This window comes from Nocardioides sp. Z50_6, from assembly GCF_058215755.1.
In genome coordinates, this window is record NZ_JBZAJB010000004.1 from 82,788 (window position 1) to 101,536 (window position 18,749).

Consider the following 18,749-nt stretch of genomic DNA (forward strand, 5'->3'; position numbering starts at 1 on the left):
GGTGGCGTCGACCGCGAAGAGATCCGAGGAGCCAGCAGATGCCTATCGCAACCCCCGAGCGCTACGCCGAGATGCTCGATGCCGCGAAGTCCAAGGGCTTCGCCTACCCGGCCATCAACGTGTCGTCGTCGCAGACGCTGAACGCGGCCCTCAAGGGCTTCGCCGACGCCGGCTCCGACGGCATCATCCAGATCTCCACCGGCGGTGCGGAGTACCTCTCCGGCCCGTCGGTCAAGAACATGGTCACCGGCTCGGTCGCCTTCGCGGCGTACGCCGCCGAGGTCGCGAAGAACTACCCGGTCAACATCGCGCTGCACACCGACCACTGCCCGAAGGACAAGCTGGACGGCTTCGTCCGCCCGCTGCTCGAGATCTCCGCCGAGCGGGTCGCGCGCGGCGAGGCGCCCCTCTTCCAGTCGCACATGTGGGACGGCTCCGCGGTGCCGCTGGAGGAGAACCTGCAGATCGCCGAGGAGCTGCTGGCCAAGTGCGCCGCGGCCCACATCATCCTCGAGGTCGAGATCGGCGTCGTGGGCGGCGAGGAGGACGGCGTCGCCAACGAGATCAACGAGCAGCTGTACACCACGCCTGAGGACGCGCTGGCCACCGTGCGGGCGCTCGGCACGGGCGAGAACGGCCGCTACCTGACCGCCCTGACGTTCGGCAACGTGCACGGCGTCTACAAGCCGGGCAACGTCAAGCTCCGCCCGGAGATCCTCAAGTCCGCCCAGGAGGCGGTCGTGGCCGAGCTCGGCCTGGAGGCCGGCGCCAAGCCCTTCGACCTGGTCTTCCACGGTGGCTCCGGCTCCACCGCCGAGGAGATCGGCGCGGCGGTCGACTTCGGCGTGGTCAAGATGAACGTCGACACCGACACCCAGTACGCCTTCACCCGGCCGGTGGCCGCCCACATGTTCCAGAACTACGACGGCGTGCTCAAGGTCGACGGCGAGGTCGGCAACAAGAAGCAGTACGACCCCCGCGCCTGGGGCAAGGCCGCCGAGGCCGGCATGGCCGCGCGGATCGTGGAGGCCTGCGAGAACCTGCGCTCGGCCGGCACGACGCTGGGCGCCTGAGCCCGCACCGGCCCCCAGCACGCCGACGCCCCCCGGGTCTCCCGGGGGGCGTCGTCGCGTCAGCGCTGGTAGGCGCTCAGGTGCATCTGGGCGAACGGGTCGAACGAGTTCGCCAGCACGATCACCCGGTCGCGTGCCGGGTCGACCAGAAGCGCCTCGGTGCGGAGCCTCCGCTCGGCGCCCTGCCACTGGGCCGTGCCCTCCCAGGCGTAGGCGGCCACGTGGCCGTCGGAGACGAAGATCCGGCCGCTGCCCGGGTCGAGGGCCAGGACCGCGTCCTCGCCCCAGCGGTCCACCTGCTCGAACGTGCTCAGGGTCCGGCCGCGCGGGCGCAGCACCCGCACCTGCGTCCCCCTGCGGGTGTCCAGCGCGGCGACGACGCGCCGGCCAGGGGCGTCGGCGGCCAGGTCCTCCACGATGCGGCCCGACTTCCAGCTCCGGTCGCCCCACGGTCGCCCGTCGGCGGTCCAGCTGACCAGGGTGGCGCCGGCCCGGCGACCGCCCCCCACGTGGACCACGCCGCCGGCGCCGACCTCGAGGTCGGTCACCCGCGCGCGCCGGTCGCGGTGGTCCCGGGTCGCCTGCCACAGGCGCTTGCCGCCCTCGCGATAGGCGAGCAGCACCGTCCGGGAGCCGCCTCCCACCACGTGGTGGGTGCCCGCGACGTACCAGGTGCCTCGCTCGGGGTCCACCCCCAGTGCGGTGGGCCCGGAGGTGAGCCCACGGTGCTCGAAGCGGCGGGTGACCACGGGGTTGCCGTCCCGGTCGTAGCAGGCCAGGTACCAGGTGGCGCGGGCCCTCCTGCCGACCTCGGCGTTGTCGTAGTGGCCGGTCAGGCAGCTGATGCCGGTCGCCGGGTTGGTCACGAGGTCGGCCCCGAATCCCATCAGGCGCGACCGGACGGTCCAGCGCACCTCGCCGTCCAGCCCGATCCCGTAGACCCTCGAGCCCGTCGAGACCACGACCTGGCCCCCGTCGGGGTCGATCGTCATCTCGGTGCTGGAGGACCCGACGCCTCCGAGTCCGAGCTCCCAGACCGTCTCGCCGGTCTCCCCGTCGGTACGCCGGACCCGGGTGCGGGCGGTCGGCACGGAGGTGTCGTGGAAGTGCGCGAGGACGTCGCCGGTCGCGGGGTCGAGCACCGCCCCGTCCTCGAACCCCAGGTCGTAGGAGTGCAGGACGCCGGGAAGATCGGTGCGCCACAGCGGCGCGCGGTCCTCGCCCTCCTGCCCGGCCGCGGGTGCGGCGACGCCGGACAGGCCCAGGCCGAGCAGGCCGGGGAGCAGGGCTGCCGCGACCAGCGTGCGGGCGGTGGTGGGTCTCATCGGAACCTCCGAGATCGGTGCGAGTCACAGGGAGACTCGCGGGTGGTCCCAGGGGTTGTCCCCGGGACGGGGTCGACGAAAACCCGTCCCGGTCCCTGTCTCTCAGCGCTGGTGCTTCATCCCCTCGAAGGACACGGCGGCGAGCAGGCCGAGCAGCAGCACCGCCGGGATCAGCAGCAGCGACTCACCCATCGCCTGGCTGAAGGCCGGCCAGGCCTGCTCGGGAAGTCCGCCGCCCGCCATCGCGGTCTCCGGGGAGCCTCCGCCGTGGCCACCGAGCCCGTTGGCCGCGAGTCGGGACTGCATCAGGACGGCGATCGCGGCCGAGCCCAGCACGGCGCCGACCTGGCGGGTGGCGTTGTAGACGCCCGCCCCGGCGCCGGCCTGCTGGACCGGCAGGTTGCGGTTGGCGGTGGTGCTGAGCACCGACCAGAGGAAGGAGCTGCCGACACCCAGCAGGGCGAGCGGGACCAGCAGCTGCCACACGGGAGTGCGCGGGGCCATGATCGTCGCGAGCCAGATCAGCGCCCCACCCATGGCCAGGAAGCCGAACGAGGTGAGCAGGCGCGGGTGCACCCGGTCGCTCAGCCGGCCGACGGGTCGAGCGAGCAGGATCGAGCCCACGGCCAGCGGGACCAGGAGCAGGCCGGACTGGGTGGGGGACCAGCCCCGGACGAGCTGGGCGTAGAGCATCACCGGGAACCCCATGGAGGTGAAGCCGAAGCTGACGGTGGCGATCGCCAGGTTGGCCAGGGAGAAGTTGCGGTCGGCGAACAGGCTCAGCGGCACCAGCGGCTCGCGTCGGTTGCGGGCCTGCCACCAGACGAAGAGGCCCAGCACCACCAGCCCGGTGATGATCAGCCCCCACACCGTGATCGGCCCGGTGATCGTGCCCCAGTCGTAGGTCTGGCCCTCCTGGAGGCCGAAGACCAGCAGGAACATTCCCGCCCCGCTGAGCGCGACGCCGAGCCAGTCGAACCGGTGCGGGTGGGTGTCCAGCTGGGGGACCAGCCGCCAGGCCAGCACGAAGGCGACGATCCCGACCGGCACGTTGATGAAGAAGATCCACTCCCAGCCCGCCGCGTCCACGAGCACGCCGCCCAGGATCGGGCCGACCAGGGTGGCCACGCCGGCGGTGGCGCCCCACAGCGCCATCGCGCTGCCCCGGCGGTCGGCCGGGAAGATCCGGGTGATCACCGCCATCGTCTGCGGCGTCATCATCGCCGCCCCCAGCCCCTGCGCGACCCGGGCGAGCACCAGGCCGGTGATGGTGCCGGTGAGCCCGCACCACAGCGAGGCGAGGGTGAAGACGACCAGCCCGACGAGGTAGAGCCGCTTGGGGCCGTAGCGGTCGCCCAGCCGCCCGGTGATCAGCACCGGGACGGCGTAGGCGAGCAGGTAGGCGCTGGTCACCCACACCACCGAGTTCACGTCGGCGTCCAGGTCCTCCATGATCGACGGGGTCGCGACCGTGACGATCGTGGTGTCGACCAGGATCATGAAGAACCCCAGGCAGAGGGCCCACAGGGCGGGCCAGGGGTTCTCGGGGAGCGACGGCGCTGCGGCCGGGCGAACGGTCTGGGTCACCGACAGATCATGCCTCGTCCCCGGTGAGGAGGGGCCCGAAGGTCAGCTTCGCAGCTGGACGAGCTCGGTGACGTAGGTCCGGTTGCGGGCGAAGGTGAAGCGGTCGCGTCGCACGTCCAGGACCCCTCCGGAGGCTCCGCCGTAGCTCTTGCCCTCGGGCATCCGGTGCTCCCAGAGGCGTCGCCCGGAGCGGCTGAGCGCGGTGACGACGAGCTCGCGGCGCCGTCGGTCGACTGCGTAGAGCCGTCCGGTGACCGGGTCGGCAGTGACCCGCGCCTGCCAGGTGAAGCCGGGCGTCGAAGTCCGCCGCACGCCCCCGCCGGGGCGGACGGTCAGCAGGTGCAGCGACCCCGCGCTGGCGCCGGCCACGACGACGCGACCGTCGCGGGGTCGCACCGACGCGGTGATCACGCTCGAGTCGAGCGAGGCCGCCGCTCGCAGCCCGACGCGGCGGACGGCCGTGCCGTCCAGGTCGCTCGTCACGAGTCGGGCGACGCGCCCGCGGGCTCCCGCGACGTGGAGCAGGCCGCGCTCGGGGTCGAGCCGGACGTCCCGGACGGAGAAGCCTCGCTCGAGCTCGTGCTGCCACAGCAGCTCGCCGTCCGCGCTGAGGACCATGACGCCGCCGGGGCGGTGTCCCCGCGGGCCTCCCGCGACCACGACCCGGTGGGTCACGGGGTCGATGACCAGGCGGTCCGGGGGGTCGGGGGTGAACCCCGTGCGGGCGAAGACCAGGGACCCGGTGCCGGTGAAGCACGCCAGGCTCCAGGTGGGGTCCGAGTGAGCGATCAGGGAGAAGTTCCGGGAGAGCATGCAGACCTGGCCGCTGACCGGGTCGGTGGCCACCTGGTGGGTCTTGGCCGGGCGGAGGCCCGTGGGGTCGACGACCCGCCACAGCAGCCGGCCCTCGAGGTCGCGCACCGTCACCGCGCCGTGGGCGTAGCCCTCTGCGTCGGGCTCGGTGCCGCCGGCCACCAGCCGCTGCTGCGTGGGGTCGAGCACGAAGTGGTGGATGTGAGCTGCGTCGGGGCCGTGGCGGCGAGTCCACTCCACCCGACCGGTGCGTCCGTCGATCCGAGAGATCGTCGGTCGGCCAAGTCCGGAGCCCTCGACGGTGGGGACGAACAGGTCCCCGGAGCGTGGGTCGAGGGCGGGGGCGGAGGAGTCCTCGAACAGGGGCGCGGGCGTGAACCAGCCCTGGATCCGGGGGGTGCTCCGCCACGTCGGGTCGCCGGGCTCGGCCCGGGTCGCGGCCGCCGACAGCGCGGTCGATGCGCCCAGCAGCAGGGCCACGAGACCGACGACGAGTCCGCCGCCGACGCGCCGGGAGGCGCGGAGGGCCGCACCGTGATTCCTGCGCGTGATCGTCACCACGTCCGTCCCCCGCCCCCAGTTTCCTCAGCCCAGCAGCGCGTCGTACGCCGCGGGGCTGGAGTCTCGCAGGAACTCCGAGCAGCGCTCCCACTCCTCGGTCTCGCCGATCGCGCGAGCCGAGAGAGCCAGCAGGGCGAGCGAGCGGAGGAAGCCGCGGTTGGGCTCGTGCTCCCACGGCACCGGGCCGTGGCCCTTCCAGCCGTTGCGGCGCAGCATGTCCAGCGAGCGGTGGTAGCCGACGCGGGAGTAGGCGTAGACCGTCACGTCGTCGGCGCCGGCGTCGCGGGCCTGCTCGGCCATCGCCGCCCAGGCGTACGGGGAGGCGGGGTGGCGGCGCACGGCGTCGGCCGGGGAGGTGCCGGCCGCCAGCTCGGCGGCGGCCGGGTCCTCGGGGAGACGGGTGGCGGGGGGACCGGCCATCAGGTCCTGGCGGGGGAGATTGGTGTTCATGCGCCCCAGCATGTCACCCGCCGGGCGGCCACGTCGCCGGGCGGGGGTCGGCGATCCACGGCGGTGGCTCGGAGCGGACCAGGGCCTCCTCGACCTCGTCGCGGAACCGCTCCTCCGACGTTGCGACGAGGTCCTCGAAGAGCGGGGCACGCCCGTCGGTACGCCGCACGAAGCCCTCCCAGTCGGCCTCCCCGTCGCGCACCTCCCGGGCGAAGTCGCGCATCCGGTCGCCCATCTCGCCGCGCTCGGCGATCTCGGTCAGCTGCGCCTTCTCCTCCTCGGTGAGGAGCGGGCGCTCCCTGAGGGCAGCCAGCTCCGCGGCCTCGCGGCGGAACCGCTGCCGGGCCGACACGAGCTCGGCGGGCAGCTCGGGCCGCCGCTCAGCCACGGGCCACCGCCTTCGGCAGCTCGGCGGGGTTGAGCGCGTCGTAGAGGACCTCGAGCGCGCCCACGACGAGACCGAGGACGTCGAGGAACTCCTGGAGCTTGTCCCAGCGCCGGGAATACCCGCACCGGGCTGCTTGAAACCCGCGGTGGCGGAAGGGGCGAGGACCGCCGCTCAGCCCAGGCGGACGACGGAGGCGAAGAGCGCCCCGGTCGTCAGCAGGACGGCCAGGATGAGGAACCACTGGTAGCTGCGCCGCCAGCTGCGGAGCTGGGAGAGGAGCAGCGCGAAGGTGAGGGCGACCCCCACCACGATGGTCGCCACCCTCAGGGCGCCCGGAGCGTCCGTGCTCAGGGCAGCCACGACGGCCGAGAGGAGGGCGACGAAGGCGGCCAGCCGCAGGGCGTAGGAGCGCCCGAGCGACTCCGCCATCCAGCCGAGGACGCCGGCGTTGCTGGTGTCCTCGGGGATGTCGAGGGGGTGAAGGGGGTCCCCGCCCATGCTGTGCTCCTCGCCTCGCTCGGCCTGGCTCTCCGGCCTGGCTCGTCGGTCCTCAGGATGGCGTGGAGAGCAGCGTGCGCACCTTCTCCGCGCCGAGCGCGACGATCAGCGTGGGCAGGCGCGGTCCGCGGTCCTTGCCGACCAGCAGGTTGTAGAGGAGCCGGAAGAACTCCTTCTGGTCGGCCTTGACCTCGTCGGTGGGGGCGGCGTCGACCGCCAGGCCGTGGGCCAGCTTGGGCACGCCGTAGACCACGGTGGTGACCGGCTCCAGCTCCAGCTGGGCGGGCAGGTGCTCGAGCAGCAGGTCGAGCCACTGCCGCTCGCGCGGCTCGAGGGCGGCGAGCCGCTCGGTGTCGGGGGTCTCCCGGACGACGGTGCGGTCCTCGGCCGGGACGAACTCGCTCGTCCACTGCATGGCCTTGGACAGGCGCGGCTCGAGGTCGGCGACCGAGTCGTGGGCGAACCCGACGCGCCCGATCACCGCGCTGATCAGGTCGGCCGACCCGGCGGTCACGTCCGCGACGGAGGAGAGGGTGCGGAAGGGCACGTTGACCGCGGAGGTGGGCAGCGGGCCGCTCGCCGGGCCGACGGCCCGCTCGTGGGCGAGCACCGCGGCGTCGCGCTTGGCGGGGTCGGCCGCCTTGCGGCCCAGCGCGTCCCACTCGTCGTAGAGCCGGACGACCTCGGGGCCGAAGTCGATGTTGAAGGTCTGCTTGGGCGCGCGGCGCACGTAGAGCCAGCGCAGGATCGGCGCCTCCAGCACCCGCAGGGCGTCGGTGGCGGTCGGCACGCCGCCGGCCGACGAGGACATCTTCTGCATGCCGGCGAAGCCGACGAAGCCGTAGGCGACGAACGACGGCGCCTTGCCGCCGAAGACCTTCACCACGTCCTTGCCGACGGTGTAGGAGGAGCCGGGGGTGGCGTGGTCGGCGCCGCCGGGCTCGAAGTTGACGCCCTCGAAGGTCCAGCGCATCGGCCAGTCGACCTTCCAGACGAGCTTGCCCTCGTCCTGGGTGGCCAGGTTGGTGACGCCGGTGAAGCCGCAGGACGAGCAGGTGTAGGCGAGGTCGGTGGTGTCGTCGTCGTACGACGTGGCGGTGGTGGTGTCGCGGCCGCACTCGCGGCAGTAGGGCTTGAACGGGAACCGGGCCAGGTCGGGACCGGTGCCCGGGACGGCGGCCTCCGCGGCGGCCGTCTCGTCGGCCTCGGCCACCGACTCCTCGAGCGCCTCGGCCTCCTGCTCGGAGACCGGCTCGGGCGGCTTCGCCTTGGTCCGGTAGCGGGAGAGGACGTCCTCGATGCGGTCGCGGTTGCGGACGGCGGTGAGGATCTGCTCGCGGTAGGCGCCCGACTTGTACATCTGCGTCTGGGAGACCTCCTCCATCTCGACGCCCATCTCGGCGAGGGCGTCGCGCAGCGGTGCCTTGAAGTGCTCGGCCCACGACTCGTGGCACTCCCACGGGTCCGGGACGGCGGAGAGCGGCCGGCCGATGTGCTCCGACCAGGAGGCCGGGACGCCGGCCGGCACCTTGCGGAGACGGTCGTAGTCGTCCCACGAGTGGAGGTGGCGCACCGGGACGCCGCGGCGGCGCAGCTCGTCGGCGACGAAGTGGACGGTGAGGAACTCGCGCAGGTTGCCCAGGTGGACCGGGCCCGACGGCGAGGCGCCCGAGGCGCAGGTCACCGGGTTGTCCTCGCTGATCGTCTCCGGCCCCGCGTGGCGGACGGCCTCGTCGGCGGCGCGGGTCACCCAGTCGACCGGGCCGGTGCTCTGCCCGGGCCTGGGCTCTGCCTGTGGGGTGCGACGTGACACGAGGGCTGCTCCTGCTGTCTGCGGGTGGGCCGCTCACGCTACCGGGCGGGCGTCGCGGCGCCGGAATCGTCCCCTGCTCGATTCCGGCGCTGCCGCGCACGCTCCCCGAGACGTTTGACGGTCCGGCTCCCCCCGGATGCCGGACCTCCGCGGCGCTCGTCCCCACGAGCCGCGTGGAACCCATTGTGAGCACGGGCGCGCGCCGACCTTCGGGGACTTATTGCCATTGGCACTAAAGTGCCAACATGAAGGACCGGGCCCTGGCCACCGCGCTCCAGCTGACCCCCGCCGCGCTGCGGCTCTACCACCAGCTGCGCGCCGCCGACGGGGCCGACGTGGCCGACGTCGCCCGCAGCCTGATGCGCGAGCCCGGGGAGCTGCTGGCCGAGATCGGCCCGCTGGTCGCCCAGGGAATGGTGCGGGTCGACGAGGGGGTGCTCCGGATCGCCCTGCCGGGTGCCGCGGTGGCCGAGCTGCTGCTCCACGAGAGCCGGACGCTGACCGCGGCCGCCGCGCGCCTGGACCAGCTGGTCCAGGCGATCCCGACCTCGCTGGTCGAGCGACCGCGCCAGGTGGTGAGGGCCGGCCACGAGTGGGTCGACGGTGAGGTCCTCGAGGGGGCGTCGGTCGGCTCGGTCCTGGTGCCCTGGATCGAGCAGGGCACCGGTGACGTGCTCATCCTGCGCCCGGACCAGTGGCAGCTGCCGAGCGAGCCGGTGATGTTCGCCGCGGTGGCCAAGGCGCTGCACCAGGGCCGGGCGGTGCGCACGATCTATCCGGTCCGCGCCGTCAAGGAGGTGCCGCAGGTGCTGCTGGCCCGTCTGGCCGCGGGGGAGCAGGTGCGGGTGCTCCCCGAGGTGCCGACCCGGCTGGCCATCGTGGGGGAGGAACGGGCGCTCTTCCCCGACCCGCCCGGGGTCTCCAACGACCGCCGCATCGTGATGCGTCACCCGGCGGTGGTCGAGCTGCTGATCGGCTACTTCGACCGGCTCTGGGACCAGGCCGTGCCGCTGCCGGCCCTGACCGGCGGCGAGGCCAGGCACCCCGGACGCCGGCTGCTGCTCAGCGAGCTGGCCGCCGGGGCCCGCGACGAGCAGATCGCCCGGACGCTGGGCGTCAGCCTGCGCACGGTGCGCCGGCGCATCGCCGAGGTGATGATCGAGCTCGGGGTCGACACCCGCTTCCAGGCGGGGGTGGAGGCGGCCCGCCGTGGCTGGATCTGAGCGGGCCGGGGGCGAGGCTCAGGGCAGGATCATGGAGTACGCCGCCTGCTCGAGCCGCCAGGTGCGGCTCCGCTCCGGGCCGTAGATCTCGCCGTCGGCGGAGGCGAAGAACTCCTCGCCCGAGACGGTGACGACCCGGCCGCGCAGGTAGGTGACCTCGTCGTGCTGACGATGGCGCCCGCGGACCAGCTGGAGGGCGTAGCTGAGCTTCTCGACCGGGCCGACCGCGCCGGAGATCATCACGTCGATGAGCCCGTCCTCGGCGTCCGCGTCGGGGGTCAGCTCGGTGCCGCCCCCCACCGAGGTGCCGTTGCCCACGGCCACCATCAGCACGGGACGGTCGAAGTCGTTGACCACCCGGCCGTCCACCTCGACCCGCATCCGCAGCGACGGGGGCAGGAAGGCCGCCTGGAGGGCGCCGATCGGGTAGCCCAGCCTGCCGAGGTTGACCTTGCCGGCCCCCACCGAGCCGAGCCGCTCCTTCCAGCGGGCGCCACGGCGGCTGGCCTGGGCGCCCGCGCCGACGTGGACCTGGTTGACCACCACGCCGCCGACCTCGTCGACCAGCAGGTCGACGGGCCGGTCGGAGCCGGAGACCAGCACGTCGGCCGCCTCGGCCGGGTCCAGGGGGATGCCCATGGCGCGGGCGAAGTCGTTGCCGGTGCCGAGCGGCAGCAGGCCCAGCACCTTGTCCTTGAGCTCGTTGCGACGGTGCAGCACCGAGACCACCGCGTGCAGGCTGCCGTCGCCCCCGGCCACGACGATCGGCCGGGAGCCGGCGCGGTGGAGGACGCCGTCGAGCTCGCCGGGGTTGCTGGTCGCCGTCACCTCGACCGACACCTTGCCCTGGAGCACCGTGAGGGCGGTGTCGAGCGCCTCCTGGTCGGCGGTGCCGGCTCCGGAGTTGGTGATCACGAGGAACGAGTCCATGGGGTCGGACAGTATCGGAGAGGGACGGCTGCGGCCCGGCGTCCCGCGGCGGCGGCCTCGCCCCGGGCGGGGGTTGCGACCGGTTTGGTAGAGTCCTGGCGCAAGAGCTCCGGTGCACTTGTGCCGGAGCTGTTTTCTTTGTGCGGGTCGGTGCGAACCGTCCTGCACTACGAGTCAGGGGGGCTGCGATGCCCGCGATCATCATCCTGGGCGCCCAGTGGGGCGACGAGGGCAAGGGCAAGGCGACGGACCTGCTCGCTGCCACCACCGACAACATCGACTTCGTGGTCCGCACCAGCGGCGGCCACAACGCCGGCCACACCATCGTGGTCGGCGGCGAGAAGTTCGCCACGCACCTGCTGCCCAGCGGCATCCTCACCCCGGGGGCCACCTGCGTGATCGGCAACGGGGTCGTCGTCTCCCCGGAGGCGCTCTTCCGCGAGCTCGACGCCCTGCTGGAGCGCGGCGTGGAGCCCGCCCGGCTGGTGGTCAGTGCCAACGCCCACGTGATCGCGTCCTACCACTCGACCATCGACAAGGTGACCGAGCGGTTCCTGGGCAAGAACAAGATCGGCACCACCGGTCGCGGCATCGGCCCGGCGTACGCCGACAAGGTCAACCGCCTCGGCATCCGGATCGCCGACCTCTTCGACGAGAAGATCCTGACCCAGAAGGTCGAGGGTGCCCTCGACGTGCGCAACCAGCTGCTGACCAAGGTCTACAACCGCCGGGCGATCGAGGTCGACGCGGTGGTCGAGGAGCTGACGTCGTACGCCGAGCGGCTGCGGCCGATGGTGGCCGACACCTCGCTGCTCATCAACAAGGCGCTCGACGACGACAAGACCGTCCTCTTCGAGGGCGCGCAGGCGACGATGCTCGACGTCGACCACGGCACCTATCCCTTCGTGACCTCCTCCAACCCGGTCGCCGGCGGCGTCTGCGTGGGCGCGGGGGTCGGGCCCACCCGGATCGACCGGATCATCGGCGTCATCAAGGCCTACACCACCCGGGTCGGCTCCGGGCCGTTCCCGACCGAGCTCTTCGACGAGGACGGCGAGAAGCTGTGGCGGGTCGGCGGCGAGGTCGGGGTCTCCACCGGGCGGGACCGCCGCTGCGGCTGGTACGACGCGGTGATCGCCCGCTACGCCACCCGGGTCAACGGCCTGACCGACCTCTTCCTGACCAAGCTCGACGTGCTCTCGGGCTGGGAGCGCATCCCGGTCTGCGTGGCCTACGAGATCGACGGCGTCCGGCACGACGAGATGCCGATGACCCAGACCGAGTTCCACCACGCCAAGCCGGTCTACGAGTACCTCGACGGGTGGAGCGAGGACATCTCCGGCTGCCGGACCCTGGCCGACCTGCCGGTCAACGCCCAGCGCTACGTGACCGCGCTGGAGGAGATGAGCGGCACCCGGATCTGGGCCGTCGGCGTGGGCCCGGGTCGCGAGGAGACCGTGGTCATCCACCCGGACTGAGCGCGACCGCCCCAGGTCACCGCGGCCCGGGGGCGGCGTACCAGGCCATCTGCGGCACCTCGATGGCTCCCTCGGCCCGGCCGTCCCAGTCGACCGGCAGCCCCTCGGCGGAGAGCGCCGCGGCGACCTGGCGGCCGACCGCCGCGTCCTCCTCGAGCCGGCTGCCCGGCTCGGTGGAGGAGTGGCTGGCCGCCCCGTAGCGGAGGAAGAGCGTGAAGGGGCCGTCGAGGAGCCTGGTGGCGTCCTGGTGGTGGAAGAAGACGTAGCCGTGCGCCCCGGCCTCCTGGGCGGCCTCGGTGCCGAGGAGGTGGCCCTCGGAGTTGTCCCAGCCGAGGGGGGCCCGGGCGAGGACGCCGTCGCGCTCCAGCGCGGCGAAGGCCCGCAGCAGGGCCGCGGACATGTCCTGGTCGCCGCGCTCGGCGGACAGCAGCACCCGCCGGTCCCACTCCTCCCGGACCGCGGCCTCGGCCTCGGCCCGCGGCACGCCCTCGGCCACCGCGTCGTAGGTCAGCTCGGCGAGGTGCTCCTCGAGCGGCTCGGTCGTGGTCAGGAACTCCACGGCCGCGAGCTCGCGCAGGTGCTCCAGCAGACCCTCCTTCTCCTCGGGGTCCAGCGCCGGCTCGGGGGCGGCGGGGGCGGTGCGGGTCGGGGGCTTCGCGCCGAAGAGGCGACCGAGGAGGGACATGCGCCGCAGTATGGCGAGCCCGGGGGCTCGCCCGCTACCGGCGCTGCACCGCGTGGATCAGGTCGCTGCCCAGCTCGACGAGCTCGTCGCGGCCCAGGGGCAGCTCGTCGGTCAGCCAGCAGGCGAGGACCTCGGTGAAGCCCGCGGCGAAGAGGAGACCGTGGAGCCGGGCGCGCGCCGGCGGCCAGGCGGCGTCGCCGAAGATCCGCTGGCCCTGCTCGCCGACCAGGTCGGCGAACCCGGCCAGCACCTGGTGCCGGCGGGCCCGCAGCGCGGCGTTCCCGGTCGACTCCACCACCGCGACGCGGCCCTTCGCCGGGGAGTCGGCGAGGAGGTCGACCACCGCGGAGATGGCGGCGCGGACCTGCGCGGTGGGCTCCGGCGAGTGGGCGGCCATGGCGGCCAGCGCGGTGTCGGCGATCTCGGCGGCGACCGTCTCCAGCGCGGTGACCATCGCGTCGTCGCGGTTGCTGAACGACTCGTAGAAGTAGCGCTCGGTGAGGCCGGCCTCCACGCAGATGGCCGTCATCGTGGTGCCCGACTCGCCCTCGCGGGCGAGCACCTCGATGGTCGCCTCGACCAGCTGGGCCCGCCTGGTCGCCACGCGCTCGCTCGTCGACCTGCCTCGATAGCTGCGCTCCGGTGCGACCACGTGCCCATCCTGCCCGAACCCGGCCGGTGGACACCCGTTGACAGCGACCTGGGTCACAGTGAAACTGACAGGGCCCCCTGTCAGATCGCCCGAGGAGTCCTGCATGAGCCGTACGCCGAGCACCCGCCGCCGCGGGGGCGCCCGCTTCCTGGAGGGACGCGTCGTCGCGATCACCGGAGGGGCCCGGGGCATCGGCGCCGAGACCGCCCGGCTGGCCCGGGCGGCCGGTGCCGAGGTGATCATCGGCGACCGCGACATCTCCCACCTCCAGCAGGCGGCGCAGCAGCTCGGCGTGCGCTGGCACCCCCTCGACGTCACCAAGCCCGAGGAGTGGGAGCGGTTCGTCGCGGCCGCGGGCCCGATCGACGTGCTGGTCAACAACGCCGGGATCATGCCGGTCGGGGAGTTCCTCTCCGAGGACCCGGCGGTCACCCGGCAGATCTTCGAGGTCAACACCTTCGGGGTCATCAACGGCACCCGGGCCGTGGCCCCGGGCATGGTCGCGCGCGGCCGCGGCCACGTGGTCAACATCGCCTCGGCCGTGGGGCGGGTGGCCCTGCCCAACGGGGCGTCGTACTCCGCCTCCAAGCACGCCGTCGTCGGCTTCACCGAGGCGATGCGCGCCGAGCTCGCCCCTGCCGGGGTGGAGGTCTCGATGGTGCTGCCGGTGATCGTCAACACCGCTCTGGGCGCCGGGGTGGCGCGCACCCGGGGGGTGCCGACGCTCGACCCCGAGCAGGTCGCCGAGGTGGTCGTCGACGTGATCCGCCGTCCGGTTCCCGAGGCGTGGGCGCCGCGGTGGGGCCAGCCCGTCACCAAGCTCTCCCAGGCGCTGCCGCGGCCCTTCCAGACCGCGGCCCGCCGGCTGATGGGGGCCGACGAGGTGCTCACCCACGCCGACGCGGGAGCGCGGGCCTCCTACGAGGCGGAGGCCCGTCAGGCCTGAGTGTCGTCCGGGTCGTCGGCCAGCTCGGCGAAGTCGTGGATCGCGTCGGTGGCGAAGACCTCCGGCGGCCCGGCGTCCTGCGCCCCCGGGGTGCGCGCGGCCAGCTTGCGGACCCGGTCGGTCAGTCGCGCGTCGCGCACCCCGACGTAGGTCGTCATGGGACGGACCGCGACGCCCGTCAGCGCGTCGCCCAGCTCGCGCTCCAGGTCGCGGGCGAGGGCGACCTGCGCGGCCGGGAACTCGCCGCCGCGCCCCACGACCGACCGGTCGACACGGGTGAAGGAGCCGTAGAACTCGACCGTCCCCTCCCCGAGGTCGGCGTCGGGCCACAGGTCCTCGGCCACCTCCCAGGCCCCGGCACCGGCGTCGCTGCGCAGGTCCACCCCCGCGCCGGTGCTGCTGAGGAGGATCTCCGCGCGCTCCAGCGTCGAGGCTCTCCGGTAGTCGAGCAGCAGCTCGGCGACCGCCGCGTCCCAGGTGTCGGCCGAGCCCGCGAGGAGACTCACCTGCGCGGGCCTGCCGCCGACGGCCTGGGCCGTCACGTCGACCTGGTCGGCGTCGAGGTCGCGGGCGGCCCGCAGCACGGAGACGACCTCGTCGACCCCGGCGGTGGGCTCGAGGGCGAGGGTGACCTGGCAGGAGCCCTTGAGGCAGGTCTCGTCGACCTCCGCCACGCCGGAGACCCCGGCCAGGGCCTCCGGGGCGTCGACCGTGGAGCTGCAGCCGCCCAGCAGCGCCGCGACGACCACCGCGACGACCGTCCTGCGTCTGTGCCTCATCGTCTCCCCCCTCGGGGGGCGAGGGTAGCGGCCGTTCGTGCCCGCCGGCGCGAGCAGCGCACGCGAGCGGGTCCCCGGACACGTAGTCTTGCGCCACGTGAAGACCCTCGTCATCGGCACCGGCGGCCGCGAGCACGCCCTGGCACTCGCCCTCGCCCGGGATCCGGCCGTGAGCCAGGTGCACGCCGCGCCGGGCAACCCCGGGATCGGCGCGGTGGCCACCCTGCACGCCGTCGACGCGATGAACGGCGACGCGGTCGCCGAGCTCGCTGTCCGGCTGGGCGTCGACCTGGTCGTGGTCGGCCCCGAGGCGCCGCTGGTCGCGGGGGTCGCCGACGCGGTCACCGCGCGGGGGATCGCCTGCTTCGGGCCGAGCCGCGAGGCCGCCCGGCTGGAGGGGTCGAAGGCGTTCTCCAAGGAGGTGATGGCCGCCGCCGGGGTGCCGACCGCGGGCTCCCGGGTCTGCGAGACCCCCGAGGAGGCCGCTGCCGCGCTGGACGCCTTCGGGGCGCCGTACGTCGTCAAGGACGACGCGCTCGCGGCCGGCAAGGGCGTGGTGGTCACGGGCGACCGGGTCGAGGCGCTGGCCCACGCCGCGGCCTGCGGCCGGGTGGTGGTCGAGGAGTTCCTCGACGGCCCGGAGGTCTCCCTCTTCGCGGTCTGCGACGGCACCACCGCCCACCCGCTGCAGCCGGCCCAGGACTTCAAGCGGATCTACGACGGCGGCCTGGGGCCCAACACCGGCGGCATGGGCGCCTACTCGCCGCTGCCCTGGGCGCCGGCCGACCTGGCCGAGACCGTGATGGAGACCGTCGTCCGCCCGACGCTCGGCGAGATGGCCCGGCGCGGGACGCCGTTCCGCGGCTGCCTCTACGTCGGCCTCGCGCTCACCGCGGCCGGGCCGCGGGTGATCGAGTTCAACTGCCGCTTCGGCGACCCCGACGTCCAGCCCGTGCTCGCCCTCCTCGACTCCGGTCTCGGCGAGCTGCTGCTGGCCGCGGCCCGCGGCGAGCTCTCCCAGGTGGCGCCGCCCCGCTTCCGCGACGGCGCCGCGGTCAGCGTGGTGATGGCCTCGGCCGGCTACCCGGAGTCCTCCTCGGCCGGTGACGTCATCGTCGGCACCGAGACCCTCGACGCCGACCCCGCGGTCGACGTGATCCACGCCGGCACCGCGCTGCGCCCGACGGCGGGCGGAGCCACCGAGCTGGTCACCGCCGGCGGCCGGGTGCTGGCGGTCCGCGCCGTCGGCACCGACGTCGCCGACGCCCGGGCCAAGGCCTTCGAGGGGGTCGCAGGCGTCTCGTTCCCGGGCGCCCAGTGGCGCCGCGACATCGCCGCCGAGCCGCTCGGCGTCGTCGAGGGCGCCGCCGCCCTCGCTCCCACCGATCAGGAGAACCGATGACCGTCCCCAACGTCCTGGCCACCCGCTACGCCGGGGCCGACCTGGCCGCCATCTGGTCGCCCGAGCACAAGATCGTGCTCGAGCGCCAGCTCTGGATCGCGGTGCTCCGCGCTCAGCGCGACCTCGGCATCGACGTGCCCGAGGGTGTCATCGAGGCCTACGAGGCCGTCGTCGACCAGGTCGACCTGGGCTCCATCGGCGCGCGCGAAAGGGTCACCCGGCACGACGTGAAGGCCCGGATCGAGGAGTTCTGCGCGCTCGCCGGCCACGAGCACATCCACAAGGGGATGACCTCGCGCGACCTCACCGAGAACGTCGAGCAGCTCCAGCTCAAGCAGTCCCTCGAGCTGCTCCGCGACCGGGCGGTGGCCGCCCTGGCCCGGCTCGCCCGGCTGGCCGCCGAGCACGAGACGACCGTGATGGCCGGCCGCTCCCACAACGTCGCCGCCCAGGCCACCACGCTGGGCAAGCGGTTCGCCACCGTCGCCGACGAGCTGCTGATCGCCGTCCGGCGGGTCGAGGAGCTGCTGGCCCGCTACCCGCTGCGCGGTATCAAGGGCCCGATGGGCACCGCGCAGGACATGCTCGACCTGCTCGACGGCGACGCCGGCCGGCTGGCCGAGCTCGAGGGCCGGGTGGCGGCCCACCTCGGCTTCGACCAGGTGCTCACCTCGGTCGGGCAGGTCTACCCCCGCTCGCTCGACTTCGACGTCCTCTCCGCGCTCGTCCAGCTCGTGGCGGCGCCCTCCAACCTGGCCACCACGATCCGGCTGATGGCCGGCATCGAGCTGGTCACCGAGGGGTTCAAGGAGGGCCAGGTCGGCTCCTCGGCGATGCCGCACAAGATGAACACCCGCTCCTGCGAGCGGGTCAACGGTCTCGCGGTCGTCACCCGCGGCTACCTGTCGATGATCGGCGAGCTGGCCGGCGACCAGTGGAACGAGGGCGACGTCTCCGACTCGGTGGTCCGCCGGGTCGCGCTGCCCGACGCGTTCTTCGCCGCCGACGGGCTCTTCCAGACCTTCCTCACCGTGCTCGACGAGTTCGGCGCCTTCCCGGCGGTCATCCAGCGCGAGCTCGACCGCTACCTGCCCTTCCTGGCCACCACCAAGGTGCTGATGGCGGCGGTCCGCAACGGCGTCGGCCGCGAGGTGGCCCACGAGGCCATCAAGGAGGCCGCCGTCGGTGTCGCCCTCGACATGCGCAAGGGCCAGGTCGAGAACGACGTCTTCGACCGGCTCGCCGCCGACACCCGCCTGGGCCTGACGCGCGAGCAGATCGACGGCCTGGTCGCCGACCCGCTCGAGTTCACCGGTGCGGCGCTCGGCCAGGCCCAGGAGGTCTGCCGGCGCGTGGCCGAGCTGGCGCAGCGGCACCCCGAGGCCGCGGCGTACGCCCCCGGCGCGATCCTCTAGCGCGACCCCGGCACGTGATCGGCGCCACCTAGGATGGGGCGCATGGGGCGCCGCGATGAGTCTTGATCCGTGGGCGGAGCTGCCCCTGGACCCGACCGTGCCCGCGCACGCCCACCTCCGCGCCGGCGACCGTGACCGCGACGCCGTCGCGCAGGTGCTGGCCCAGGCCTACGCCGAGGGCCGGATGGACCGCGACGAGCTGGACCAGCGGTCGGAGGCGCTCGCCGGCGCCCGCACCCTGGGTGAGCTGCCGGGCCTGGTCGCCGACCTGGTCCCCCCGCCTCCCCGCGCCGGCACCGGGCTCGCGCGGGCCGGCGCGGGCTCGCCCGAGACGATCCGCGCCAAGGCATTGGAGAACTACGAGCACCAGCGGCGCAACGCCTTGTGGTCGATGCTCTCCGCCACCCTGATCTGCACGGTGATCTGGGCGGCCGCGGGCATCGAGTCCGGCTGGAGCTTCGACCCGGCCTTCCCGTGGCCGTTGTTCGTGCTGCTGGGCACCGGGCTGAACTACGGGCGCACGGTCTTCGACCGCCAGGACATGGTGGCCGAGGAGGTGCGTCGCCTGGAGCGCAAGGCGAGGAAGCGCGCCGCCAAGGAGCTCGAGCAGGGCCGCGACCAGGGCCCGGCCGAGGACGCCTGACCCAGGAGGTCTGCCGGCGCGTGGCCGAGCTGGCGCAGCGGCACCCCGAGGCCGCGGCGTACGCCCCGGTGCTTGACGAATTTGAGCA

General features: G+C 73.8%; 18 protein-coding genes. 7 read left to right on the forward strand and 11 right to left on the reverse strand.

What is annotated here, in order from left to right; genetic code table 11:
* The first annotated feature begins 38 nt into the window (after nucleotides 1-38).
* Nucleotides 39-1,073 carry a class II fructose-bisphosphate aldolase gene (fbaA, locus tag AC4BGE_RS11275; protein WP_490575325.1) on the forward strand — a complete coding sequence of 345 codons (1,035 nt, stop codon included), beginning with the start codon at nucleotides 39-41 and terminating at the stop codon, nucleotides 1,071-1,073.
* A gap of 59 nt (nucleotides 1,074-1,132) precedes the next feature.
* Here fbaA and AC4BGE_RS11280 read toward each other — a convergent pair whose 3' ends face one another.
* The 7 genes from AC4BGE_RS11280 to lysS form a co-directional block, all read right to left on the reverse strand.
* Nucleotides 1,133-2,398 carry a hypothetical protein gene (locus tag AC4BGE_RS11280; RefSeq protein ID WP_490575326.1) on the reverse strand — a complete coding sequence of 422 codons (1,266 nt, stop codon included), beginning with the start codon at nucleotides 2,396-2,398 and terminating at the stop codon, nucleotides 1,133-1,135.
* Between the two features lie 102 nt (nucleotides 2,399-2,500).
* On the reverse strand, nucleotides 2,501-3,985 hold the full coding sequence (locus AC4BGE_RS11285; protein WP_490575327.1) for a DHA2 family efflux MFS transporter permease subunit: 1,485 nt from the start codon (nucleotides 3,983-3,985) through the stop codon (nucleotides 2,501-2,503).
* A gap of 42 nt (nucleotides 3,986-4,027) precedes the next feature.
* A complete protein-coding gene (locus tag AC4BGE_RS11290; protein ID WP_490575328.1) occupies nucleotides 4,028-5,356 on the reverse strand; it encodes an outer membrane protein assembly factor BamB family protein in 1,329 nt (442 codons plus the stop codon).
* Nucleotides 5,357-5,383: 27 nt separating this feature from the next.
* A complete protein-coding gene (locus AC4BGE_RS11295; protein WP_490575329.1) occupies nucleotides 5,384-5,809 on the reverse strand; it encodes a DUF3151 domain-containing protein in 426 nt (141 codons plus the stop codon).
* Nucleotides 5,810-5,822: 13 nt separating this feature from the next.
* Nucleotides 5,823-6,197 (reverse strand): hypothetical protein, encoded by a 375-nt coding sequence (locus tag AC4BGE_RS11300; protein WP_490575330.1) that lies wholly within the window; start codon nucleotides 6,195-6,197, stop codon nucleotides 5,823-5,825.
* 171 nt (nucleotides 6,198-6,368) lie between these two features.
* Complete coding sequence (locus tag AC4BGE_RS11305; protein WP_490575331.1) at nucleotides 6,369-6,695, reverse strand: hypothetical protein; 327 nt, start codon at nucleotides 6,693-6,695, stop codon at nucleotides 6,369-6,371.
* A 52-nt stretch (nucleotides 6,696-6,747) separates the two neighbouring features.
* Nucleotides 6,748-8,508 (reverse strand): lysine--tRNA ligase, encoded by a 1,761-nt coding sequence (gene lysS, locus AC4BGE_RS11310; protein ID WP_490575332.1) that lies wholly within the window; start codon nucleotides 8,506-8,508, stop codon nucleotides 6,748-6,750.
* 245 nt (nucleotides 8,509-8,753) lie between these two features.
* Here lysS and AC4BGE_RS11315 point away from each other — a divergent pair, with 245 nt between their 5' ends.
* Nucleotides 8,754-9,731, forward strand: coding sequence for a DNA-binding response regulator (locus AC4BGE_RS11315; RefSeq protein ID WP_490575333.1), 978 nt, complete (start codon nucleotides 8,754-8,756; stop codon nucleotides 9,729-9,731).
* Between the two features lie 18 nt (nucleotides 9,732-9,749).
* Here AC4BGE_RS11315 and AC4BGE_RS11320 read toward each other — a convergent pair whose 3' ends face one another.
* Nucleotides 9,750-10,661 carry a diacylglycerol/lipid kinase family protein gene (locus tag AC4BGE_RS11320; RefSeq protein WP_490570788.1) on the reverse strand — a complete coding sequence of 304 codons (912 nt, stop codon included), beginning with the start codon at nucleotides 10,659-10,661 and terminating at the stop codon, nucleotides 9,750-9,752.
* A 188-nt stretch (nucleotides 10,662-10,849) separates the two neighbouring features.
* Here AC4BGE_RS11320 and AC4BGE_RS11325 point away from each other — a divergent pair, with 188 nt between their 5' ends.
* Nucleotides 10,850-12,139 (forward strand): adenylosuccinate synthase, encoded by a 1,290-nt coding sequence (locus AC4BGE_RS11325; protein WP_490570787.1) that lies wholly within the window; start codon nucleotides 10,850-10,852, stop codon nucleotides 12,137-12,139.
* 16 nt (nucleotides 12,140-12,155) lie between these two features.
* Here the strand turns inward: AC4BGE_RS11325 and AC4BGE_RS11330 are convergent, their stop codons facing one another.
* Together AC4BGE_RS11330 and AC4BGE_RS11335 are read right to left on the reverse strand one after the other, a co-directional pair.
* Entirely contained in the window at nucleotides 12,156-12,824 is a 669-nt protein-coding gene (locus tag AC4BGE_RS11330; RefSeq protein ID WP_490575334.1) for a DUF6891 domain-containing protein, read from the reverse strand.
* Between the two features lie 34 nt (nucleotides 12,825-12,858).
* On the reverse strand, nucleotides 12,859-13,476 hold the full coding sequence (locus AC4BGE_RS11335; RefSeq protein WP_490570785.1) for a TetR/AcrR family transcriptional regulator: 618 nt from the start codon (nucleotides 13,474-13,476) through the stop codon (nucleotides 12,859-12,861).
* A 103-nt stretch (nucleotides 13,477-13,579) separates the two neighbouring features.
* On the opposite strand from AC4BGE_RS11335, the gene AC4BGE_RS11340 reads away from it, so the two are divergent.
* Nucleotides 13,580-14,422 (forward strand): SDR family oxidoreductase, encoded by an 843-nt coding sequence (locus AC4BGE_RS11340; protein ID WP_490570784.1) that lies wholly within the window; start codon nucleotides 13,580-13,582, stop codon nucleotides 14,420-14,422.
* On the opposite strand, the gene AC4BGE_RS11345 is transcribed toward AC4BGE_RS11340, so the two are convergent.
* Nucleotides 14,413-15,201: a hypothetical protein gene (locus AC4BGE_RS11345; RefSeq protein ID WP_490575335.1), complete on the reverse strand. Its 789-nt coding sequence runs from the start codon at nucleotides 15,199-15,201 to the stop codon at nucleotides 14,413-14,415. The two genes, AC4BGE_RS11340 and AC4BGE_RS11345, sit on opposite strands and share 10 nt — an antisense overlap.
* A 97-nt stretch (nucleotides 15,202-15,298) precedes the next feature.
* On the opposite strand from AC4BGE_RS11345, the gene purD reads away from it, so the two are divergent.
* Genes purD through AC4BGE_RS11360 form a run of 3 tightly spaced genes read left to right on the forward strand, consistent with a single transcriptional unit; the run spans nucleotide 15,299 to nucleotide 18,661 of the window.
* Nucleotides 15,299-16,603 carry a phosphoribosylamine--glycine ligase gene (gene purD / locus AC4BGE_RS11350; protein WP_490575336.1) on the forward strand — a complete coding sequence of 435 codons (1,305 nt, stop codon included), beginning with the start codon at nucleotides 15,299-15,301 and terminating at the stop codon, nucleotides 16,601-16,603.
* Entirely contained in the window at nucleotides 16,600-18,018 is a 1,419-nt protein-coding gene (gene purB, locus AC4BGE_RS11355) for an adenylosuccinate lyase (RefSeq protein ID WP_490575337.1), read from the forward strand. Before purD ends, purB begins: the two co-directional genes overlap by 4 nt.
* 55 nt (nucleotides 18,019-18,073) lie before the next feature.
* Nucleotides 18,074-18,661, forward strand: a complete 588-nt coding sequence (locus AC4BGE_RS11360) for a DUF1707 SHOCT-like domain-containing protein (RefSeq protein WP_490570780.1) — start codon at nucleotides 18,074-18,076, stop codon at nucleotides 18,659-18,661.
* The last annotated feature ends 88 nt before the right edge of the window (nucleotides 18,662-18,749 follow it).

Excerpts from the sequence above, each read along its gene's own strand:
- fbaA (WP_490575325.1), top strand. The coding sequence starts at position 39 with ATGCCTATCGCAACCCCCGAGCGCTACGCCGAGATGCTCGATGCCGCG.
- AC4BGE_RS11280 (WP_490575326.1), bottom strand. The coding sequence starts at position 2,398 with ATGAGACCCACCACCGCCCGCACGCTGGTCGCGGCAGCCCTGCTCCCC.
- AC4BGE_RS11295 (WP_490575329.1), bottom strand. The coding sequence starts at position 5,809 with ATGAACACCAATCTCCCCCGCCAGGACCTGATGGCCGGTCCCCCCGCC.
- AC4BGE_RS11305 (WP_490575331.1), bottom strand. The coding sequence starts at position 6,695 with ATGGGCGGGGACCCCCTTCACCCCCTCGACATCCCCGAGGACACCAGC.
- AC4BGE_RS11315 (WP_490575333.1), top strand. The coding sequence starts at position 8,754 with ATGAAGGACCGGGCCCTGGCCACCGCGCTCCAGCTGACCCCCGCCGCG.
- AC4BGE_RS11320 (WP_490570788.1), bottom strand. The coding sequence starts at position 10,661 with ATGGACTCGTTCCTCGTGATCACCAACTCCGGAGCCGGCACCGCCGAC.
- AC4BGE_RS11325 (WP_490570787.1), top strand. The coding sequence starts at position 10,850 with ATGCCCGCGATCATCATCCTGGGCGCCCAGTGGGGCGACGAGGGCAAG.
- AC4BGE_RS11330 (WP_490575334.1), bottom strand. The coding sequence starts at position 12,824 with ATGTCCCTCCTCGGTCGCCTCTTCGGCGCGAAGCCCCCGACCCGCACC.
- AC4BGE_RS11340 (WP_490570784.1), top strand. The coding sequence starts at position 13,580 with ATGAGCCGTACGCCGAGCACCCGCCGCCGCGGGGGCGCCCGCTTCCTG.
- AC4BGE_RS11345 (WP_490575335.1), bottom strand. The coding sequence starts at position 15,201 with ATGAGGCACAGACGCAGGACGGTCGTCGCGGTGGTCGTCGCGGCGCTG.
- purB (WP_490575337.1), top strand. The coding sequence starts at position 16,600 with ATGACCGTCCCCAACGTCCTGGCCACCCGCTACGCCGGGGCCGACCTG.
- AC4BGE_RS11360 (WP_490570780.1), top strand. The coding sequence starts at position 18,074 with ATGAGTCTTGATCCGTGGGCGGAGCTGCCCCTGGACCCGACCGTGCCC.